This window comes from Pseudonocardia sp. (genome assembly GCF_025965585.1).
Taxonomy (GTDB): domain Bacteria; phylum Actinomycetota; class Actinomycetes; order Mycobacteriales; family Pseudonocardiaceae; genus Pseudonocardia.
On record NZ_JAOPWR010000530.1, the window covers coordinates 1 to 7958 of the forward strand.

At 71.6% G+C, this 7958-nt stretch carries 6 protein-coding genes; 4 read left to right on the top strand and 2 right to left on the bottom strand.

The features are described 5' to 3' along the window. Together JWR81_RS32600 and JWR81_RS32605 are read left to right on the top strand one after the other, a co-directional pair. On the top strand, positions 1-1532 hold a 1532-nt coding region (locus tag JWR81_RS32600; RefSeq protein WP_297661613.1), incomplete at its 5' end, for an alkaline phosphatase D family protein. After that, a complete protein-coding gene (locus JWR81_RS32605; RefSeq protein ID WP_297661615.1) occupies positions 1529-2038 on the top strand; it encodes a GNAT family protein in 510 nt (169 codons plus the stop codon). The genes JWR81_RS32600 and JWR81_RS32605, both read left to right, overlap by 4 nt. Positions 2039-2355: 317 nt before the next feature. Here the strand turns inward: JWR81_RS32605 and JWR81_RS32610 are convergent, their stop codons facing one another. Then, positions 2356-3090, bottom strand: coding sequence for a maleylpyruvate isomerase family mycothiol-dependent enzyme (locus JWR81_RS32610; protein WP_297661616.1), 735 nt, complete (start codon positions 3088-3090; stop codon positions 2356-2358). Positions 3091-3169: 79 nt separating this feature from the next. Here JWR81_RS32610 and JWR81_RS32615 point away from each other — a divergent pair, with 79 nt between their 5' ends. Then, entirely contained in the window at positions 3170-3484 is a 315-nt protein-coding gene (locus JWR81_RS32615) for a hypothetical protein (RefSeq protein WP_297661618.1), read from the top strand. A 179-nt stretch (positions 3485-3663) separates the two neighbouring features. Beyond that, a complete protein-coding gene (gene icmF, locus JWR81_RS32620) occupies positions 3664-6891 on the top strand; it encodes a fused isobutyryl-CoA mutase/GTPase IcmF (RefSeq protein WP_297661620.1) in 3228 nt (1075 codons plus the stop codon). A gap of 90 nt (positions 6892-6981) precedes the next feature. Here the strand turns inward: icmF and JWR81_RS32625 are convergent, their stop codons facing one another. Beyond that, positions 6982-7905: an alpha/beta hydrolase gene (locus tag JWR81_RS32625; protein ID WP_297661622.1), complete on the bottom strand. Its 924-nt coding sequence runs from the start codon at positions 7903-7905 to the stop codon at positions 6982-6984. Between the last annotated feature and the right edge of the window lie 53 nt (positions 7906-7958).

Sequence of the window (7958 nt, forward strand, 5' to 3'; positions counted from 1 at the left end):
TTCTCGGGTGCACGGCGCAGACGTTCGAGGTGGTCGGGCACCACTTCGCGCTCGTGCCCGTCACGGGCCTTCAGCCCGACTCCATCACCCCCTACGAGGTGCACCTCGACGGCGAGCGGGTGTGGCCGCCGCCGAGCAGCCCGTTCCCCGCGAGCCGGATCCGCACGCGCGGCCCCGCCTCGAGCGACCGCACCCGGATCATCTTCGGCTCCTGCCGCTATCCGAAGGTCGCCGACCCGGCCCTGGCGAAGACGCTCGGCCTCGACGCGCTCGACGTCTACGCGGCGCGCATGGTCGGCAGGCCCCACGAGGAGTGGCCGGACGCGTTGCTGTTGCTGGGCGACCAGGTCTACGCCGATGAGCTGACGCCGCAGAACCGCCGCCGCATCGCCGGCCGCCGCGACCGCCATCCCGACTGGCCCGACGACGAGATCGTCGGCTTCGACGAGTACGTCGGTCTCTACGACGACTCGTGGAAGGACCCGGAGGTGCGCTGGCTGCTGTCCAGCGTGCCCACCGCGATGATCTTCGACGACCACGACGTGCGCGACGACTGGAACACCTCCGCGTCCTGGCGCGCCGAGATGAACGCGAAGCCGTGGTGGCGCACGCGCATCCGCTCGGCGCTCGCGTCGTACTGGGTCTACCAGCACATCGGCAACCTCTCCCCCGACGAGCTGGCGTCCGACCCCGACTACCGCAAGGTCACCGAGCACGACGGCGACGCGTGGCCACTGCTCGTGGAGATCGCCGACCGCGCCGACGCCGAGACCGACGGCGCCAAGGACGTGCGCTTCAGCTTCCGCTGGGACCTCGGGCACAGCAGGCTGCTGATGATCGACTCCCGCAACGGCCGCATCCTCGAGGACGGCCACCACCTCATGCTCGGCGACTCCGAGTTCGACTGGCTCGAGGAGCAGGCCGTCGCGTCGGGCCGCGTCGACCATCTCGTGCTCGGCACCTCCGTCCCGTGGCTGCTGCCGCACGCGATCGGCGACCTGGAGACGGTCAACGAGATCGCCGCCGCCAAGCCCGGAAGCGCGGGGCGCCTCGGCGAGAAGGTCCGCCAGGCCGCTGACCTCGAGCACTGGGCCGCGTTCCGTGCATCGTTCGACCGGCTCACCGCCATGATCGGGCGCATCGCCGCTCCCGGCGGTCCGGCCACGGTCAACGTCCTGTCCGGGGACGTGCACCACAGCTACGCCGCGCGCGCCGACCTGCCCGGTGAGGACGTTGCGCGGGCGAGCGTCCACCAGCTCACGTGCTCGCCGGTGCACAACAAGATGGAGTGGTACGTCAAGCCGGGCTTCCGGATGAGCTGGTCGCGGTGGGCACGCGCGTTCGCCGAGCGCTGGGCCGACCGCGCCGGTGCCCCGCCGAAGCCGGTCTCATGGGAGCGGCTGGCCGGCCCGCTGTTCGGCAACACGATCGCCACCCTCGACCTCGACGGGCGCAGCGCCCGCGTCGTCTTCGAGCAACCGGTCTCGGCGGCCTCGCTCGTCGAGCGAGCCCGACTGGAGCTGACCTCATGAACGACACCATCGGGCCGATCGCCGGCCAGACCGTGGTCCTGCGTCCCAGCAGTGCCGCTCACGTGCCGATGTTCATGGAGATCCTCGGTCATCCCGAGATCTCGAAGTGGTGGGGCGGCTACGACCTGGAGCGCGTCCGGCGGGAGCTGCTCGGCCCGCAGGGCTACGCGATCGAGCTCGCGGGAGAGGTGGTCGGGCTGATCATCCATCGCGAGGAGCTCGACCCCGACCACCGCCACGCCGCCATGGACCTCGCGTTGCACCCGGACGCCCAGGCCCAGGGCCTGGGCTGCGACGCGATGCGCGCGATGGCCCGCTTCCTGTTCGAGCACCGCGGCCACCACCGCGTGGTGATCGACCCGGCGGCCGACAACGAGCGCGCGATCCGCAGCTGCGGGCGCGCGGGGTTCCGGCCGGTGGGGATCATGCGACGCTACGAACGCTCCGGCGACGGCCAGTGGCACGACGGGCTGCTGATGGACCTACTCGCCGAGGACCTGCGCTGAGGCCGTCGCCGCCGCGAGGATGACGGCTCGCGCGCCGGCGCGGCGTGGGAGTCGGTCACAGTGCGGTGACCTGCTCGCGTCAGCGCGAGGGGTCCGGCTCGGGCACGTCGACCTCGCCGAGCACCTCGTCCGGAAGGAGGTCGAGTAGCTGACCGCGGACGGCGCCGCGCCCACCTGCGCCGCGAGCCGGACGAGCGCCTCCAGGTCGGGCGACCGAAGGCCTCGGCGAGCTCGTAGCCGTCCACCAGCTCGCCGCGGGTGACCACGTCGGACATGGCGCGTCACTCCACGCAGGAGCGACCACGAACGGCCGGTCGTCAGAAGCCGGTGCGCTCCAGCCAGCGCGTCCACACTCCCGTGTCGCCGAGGACGTCGACGGAGTCGGCCGGCGCGCGGCGGAACGTGGCCAGCATCAGGTCCACCACCGGGCCGCGGACGGCGGCGTCGCCCTTGCCGTGGCCCGGCTCCCATGCGACGCCCGTGTCGGTGCCGCGGACGATCCACTCCCCGGTCACGCCCTCGTCGGTGGCGTGCAGGTGCAGAGTGGTGCCGGGGGCCAGCGGGGCGGCGTCGGAGGGCCGGGCGCCGAGCAGGTCGAACCACTCCGAGACCGCGTCCACGGCGAGGCCCGCGTCCAGCGCGTAGGGCTCGCCCAGGGCGATCGCGGCGTCGGCGCGGTGCACCGTCTCCTCGTGCAGCCTGCGGCGGATCCACCAGCTCGCGGGCTGGGGGCCGGTGAACGTCCAGACCGGGACGTCGGCGCCGGTGGACTCCACCGCGTCGATCACGGCGGCGGCGCTGTCGTGCAGCCATGCGAGCGCGCCCCCCGCGTCGGCCGGGGGCTTCCCGTCGGCCACCGTGCGGGGGTCGATGGGCGCGTCGGCCTTGTCGCGGACGATCGTGGCGGCCCACCGGTGGCCCCGACCCACATGCGTGACGAGCTGCCGCAGCGTCCAGCCGGGGCACGTGGGAACGGGCGTCGACGGGTCGGCAGCCCGGGTGAGCTCGCCCAGCAGGCGGTTCTGGTCGATCAGTGCGGCGGCGGTGTCCACGCCCACGACCTTATCGGCGCCCGCGTGCTTATCGGCGCCCGCGTGCATGACTCCCGCGCCGATCGGGTAGGAAACCACTATGGCGCCTGAGATCCGCGAGTGGTCGGTCCCCGCACCGGTACGGACGCTGCTGTGGTGGCCCGCCATCTCGTTCGTGCTGGTCATCGTGTTCCCCGACGCCGCGACGGGGGCGATGGCCGCGGCCGGAGCCGCCCTCGCCCTGATCGGCGCGCTGGTGGCGGCGGGCGCGCGGCGCCTGCGGAAGCGCGCTGCGGTCGCGGCGACGGCCCGCGCCGAGGAGACCACGGTCGTCATGTCGAAGATCATCGACACCGAGCAGCCCACGACGGAGATCCCGCAGGTCAGCAGGCCTGCGCGCGAGCAGGCCGCCTGACCCGGAGCAGCACTCCCGCCCTGCGCGGTCCGCTTCGGCGGACCGCGCTTCGTCGTTTCCGGAGGGGCGCACGTCACGCCGCAACCTGCTTGTACGTCCGATAGTAGGATGTCATAGTAAATCCGGAACCAGTGCCCAGCGCGAACACCGGGAACGCATCGCGGCGAGAGGACACCGTCATGGTCGACCTGCACGTCCCCACCCATCCGGTCCGCTTCGTGACCGCGGCCAGCCTCTTCGACGGGCACGACGCGGCGATCAACATCATGCGGCGGATCCTGCAGCGGCAGGGCGCCGAGGTGATCCACCTGGGCCACAACCGCTCGGTGGACGAGGTGGTCGCCGCCGTGATCCAGGAGGACGCGCAGGGCGTGGCCATCAGCTCCTACCAGGGCGGGCACGTCGAGTACTTCACCTACCTCGTGGAACTGCTGCGCGAGCGCGGCGCCGGGCACGTGAAGGTCTACGGCGGTGGCGGCGGCGTGATCGTGCCGCGGGAGATCGACCTGCTGCACTCGCGCGGCGTCGCCCGCATCTTCTCCCCCGAGGACGGCCAGCACCTCGGCCTCCCCGGGATGATCAACATCATGATCCGGGAGTGCGACGTCGACCTCGCCGACGCTCCCCCGGCGTCCTGGGACGGCCTGTTCGCCGGCGAGCAGGCCACCCTCGCCCGCGCGCTGACCCTCGCCGAGGCCGGGCGCCTCCCCTCCGGCCTGCGCGAGCGCCTCGGCAAGGTCGACCGCCCCGTCCCCGTGCTGGGCATCACGGGCACCGGCGGCTCGGGCAAGTCGTCGCTCACCGACGAGATCGTGCGCCGCTTCCGGCTCGACCAGGAGGACAAGCTCCGCATCGCCGTGCTGGCCGTCGACCCGACGCGCCGCAAGGGCGGTGGCGCGCTGCTCGGCGACCGCATCCGGATGAACTCGCTCGTCGGCGACCAGGTGTTCTTCCGCTCGATGGCCACCCGCTCCGACGACGGGCACCTGCCCGACGAGCTCGGCGACGTCCTCGCGGTGCTCAAGGGCGCCGGCTTCGACCTGGTGATCGTCGAGACTCCCGGCATCGGCCAGGGCGACGCCGCGATCGTGCCGTTCGTCGACCGCTCGCTGTACGTCATGACTCCCGAGTTCGGGGCCGCCTCACAGCTCGAGAAGATCGACATGCTGGACTTCGCCGACGCGACAGCGATCAACAAGTTCGAGCGCCGCGGCGCCGAGGACGCCCGCCGCGACGTCGGGCGCCAGCTCGTGCGCAACCGCGAGGCGTTCGGCTCCACGTGGGAGGACATGCCGGTCTTCGGCACGTCCGCCGCCACGTTCAACGACGACGGCGTCACCGCGCTCTACCAGTACCTGGTGTCGATCCTGGGTGAGAACGGGCTGGTCACGGGCGAGGGACGGCTGCCGCGCCCGGTCACGTCCTCGGGTGCACCCCGCAAGACCTCGTCGGAGCACATGGCCGTCATCCCGCCGAACAAGACGCGCTACCTGTCGGAGATCGCCGAGACCGTGCGGCGCTACCACGCGGACACCGAGAAGCAGGTGGCCGCGGCCCGCACCCGCCAGCACCTGCGCACCGCGCGCGAGCTGGTGGGCGAGTCGGTCGAGGAGGCCCTCGCCACGGCCGAGAAGGCGCTCCCGCCCGAGGCCGCCGAGCTGCTCGACACCTGGCCGCAGGTCGTCGAGGACTACTCCGGCGACGAGATGGTCGTCATGATCCGCGACAAGGAGCTGCGCACCCAGCTCACCCGGGAGACGCTGTCGGGCTCCAAGGTGCGACGGGTGGCGCTGCCGCGGCACACCGAGGACGCCGACCTGCTGCGCTTCCTGCGCGACGAGAACCTGCCCGGGAAGTTCCCGTTCACGGCCGGGGTGTTCCCGTTCAAGCGCGAGGGCGAGGACCCCGCCCGCATGTTCGCCGGCGAGGGCGACGCGTTCCGCACCAACCGCCGCTTCCAGCTGCTCTCGGCCGACTCCGACGCCAAGCGGCTGTCCACCGCGTTCGACTCCGTGACGCTCTACGGCCGCGACCCCGACACGCGCCCGGACGTCTACGGCAAGGTCGGCACGTCCGGCGTCTCGATCGCGACGCTCGAGGACATGAAGGTGCTCTACGGCGGGTTCGACCTGACCTCGCCCACCACCTCGGTGTCGATGACGATCAACGGCCCGGCGCCCACGATCCTGGCGTTCTACCTCAACACCGCGATCGACCAGACGATCCAGCGATTCCGCGACGAGGAGGGCCGCGAGCCCGACGACGCCGAGCGCGAGGAGCTCACGGCGTTCACGCTCGCGAACGTGCGCGGCACGGTGCAGGCCGACATCCTCAAGGAGGACCAGGGCCAGAACACCTGCATCTTCTCCACCGAGTTCAGCCTGCGGATGATGGCCGACATCCAGGAGTGGTTCATCCGCCACAAGGTGCGGAACTTCTACTCCGTCTCGATCTCCGGCTACCACATCGCCGAGGCCGGGGCGAACCCCATCAGCCAGCTCGCCTTCACGCTCTCCAACGGCTTCACGTTCGTCGAGAGCTACCTCGCGCGCGGCATGGACATCGACGACTTCGCACCCAACCTGTCGTTCTTCTTCTCCAACGGCATGGACGCCGAGTACTCCGTCATCGGCCGCGTCGCGCGTCGGATCTGGGCCATCGCGATGCGCGAGCGCTACGGCGCCAACGAGCGCAGCCAGAAGCTCAAGTACCACGTGCAGACGTCCGGGCGGTCGCTGCACGCGCAGGAGATGAACTTCAACGACATCCGGACCACGCTGCAGGCGCTCTGCGCGCTGTACGACAACGCGAACTCGCTGCACACCAACGCCTACGACGAGGCGGTCACCACGCCCACCGAGGAGTCGGTGCGGCGCGCGATGGCGATCCAGCTGATCATCAACCGCGAGTGGGGACTCTCGATGAACGAGAACCCCCTGCAGGGGTCCTTCGTCATCGACGAGCTCACCGACCTCGTCGAGCAGGCGGTGCTGGCCGAGTTCGACCGCATCGGCGAGCGCGGCGGCGTGCTGGGCGCGATGGAGACCGGCTACCAGCGCGGCCGCATCCAGGACGAGTCGATGCTCTACGAGCACCGCAAGCACGACGGCTCGCTGCCCATCGTCGGCGTCAACACGTTCGTCAAGCCCGAGTCGGACGCGTCACCGCAGGAGATCGAGCTCGCCCGCGCCACCGAGGAGGAGAAGAGGAGCCAGCTCGACCGGCTCTCCGACTTCCACGCCCGGCACAAGAGCGAGGCGCAGGAGGCGATCCGGCGCCTGCAGGACGTGGCGACGGGCGAGGGCAACGTCTTCGACGAGCTGATGCAGGCCGCGCGCGTGTGCTCGCTGGGCCAGCTCACCGACGCGTTCTTCGAGGTCGGGGGCCAGTACCGGCGCAACATGTGAGGCTCGGCACCAGTGCGTCCCGAGCCGGGGCGCCGACCACCGAGGCCGGCACGTCCTGACCGCTGAGGACCCCGCGTCCGGGCCCGGCGATCACGAAGGCGGCCGGTGATCGGTCCCCGCGCCCAGGTGCTCCACGAACCAGTCGCGCGCGGGGGCGCTGGCCCCGTCGAACCCGGCGACGTAGGCGTCGAAGTGGCCCCCGGGCAGGATGACGAGCCTCTTGGGCTCGCGGGCGTCGTCGTAGGCGCCGATCGCGAGGTGCGCGGGCGTCAGGTGGTCCTCCCGGGCCACCACCATCAGCAGCGGCGTCGGGCTGATCCGCCCGATGTAGCTGCCCGGCTCGTACTCCCCCAGCATCTCGACGGTGCGCAGCGTGACCTGGTTGCGCCACGACGGCGCGCGCAGCTTGCCGGTCTCGGTGAACCACGTCCAGGAGTCCGGGGTGGGCAGGGCCGAGGGCGCGAGCGGGTCCTCGGCGACGACGGGCACCGTCGCGGGCGGGTCGCCCGCGTACCGGGCGACCCGGTCGGCGTCGAACATCGCGCGGAAGCCGGCCCGGAAGTCCGCCCGCACCAGCTCGCCGATGTTGGCCGAGCCGCTGACCAGCGGCACCTGCGCCACCACGGCCTTGACACGCCGGTCGATCGCCGCGACCACGAGCACGTGGCCACCGGAGTAGCTGCTGCCCCACACCCCGATCCGGGTGCTGTCGACCTCGTCGAGCGTGCCGGCGTAGGTGATGGCGTGGCGGTAGTCGCGCACCTGCTCCCAGGGGTCGAGCTCCTGGCGCGGCTCGCCGTCGCTCGCGCCGGTGTTGCGGTTGTCGTAGACGAGCGCGTTGAGGCCGGCCTGGGCGAAGACCTCGGCGAAGGAGTCGAGGTACATCTCCTTCACCGCGGAGAAGCCGTGCGCCATGACCACCGTCGGCGCGCGGCCGCTCGACCCTTCCGCCCGGTAGAACCAGCCTCGCAGCGTCACGCCCTCGGCGTCGAACTCGATGTCGCGTCGGCTCACGGTCACTCCCGTCGTCGGAACCCCCATCCCCCGACCCTAGGTGACCTGGGTCA

Bases quoted from the DNA above. Each gene is read 5' to 3' on its own strand.
- JWR81_RS32605 (WP_297661615.1), top strand. From the start codon at position 1,529: ATGAACGACACCATCGGGCCGATCGCCGGCCAGACCGTGGTCCTGCGT.
- JWR81_RS32615 (WP_297661618.1), top strand. From the start codon at position 3,170: ATGGCGCCTGAGATCCGCGAGTGGTCGGTCCCCGCACCGGTACGGACG.
- icmF (WP_297661620.1), top strand. From the start codon at position 3,664: ATGGTCGACCTGCACGTCCCCACCCATCCGGTCCGCTTCGTGACCGCG.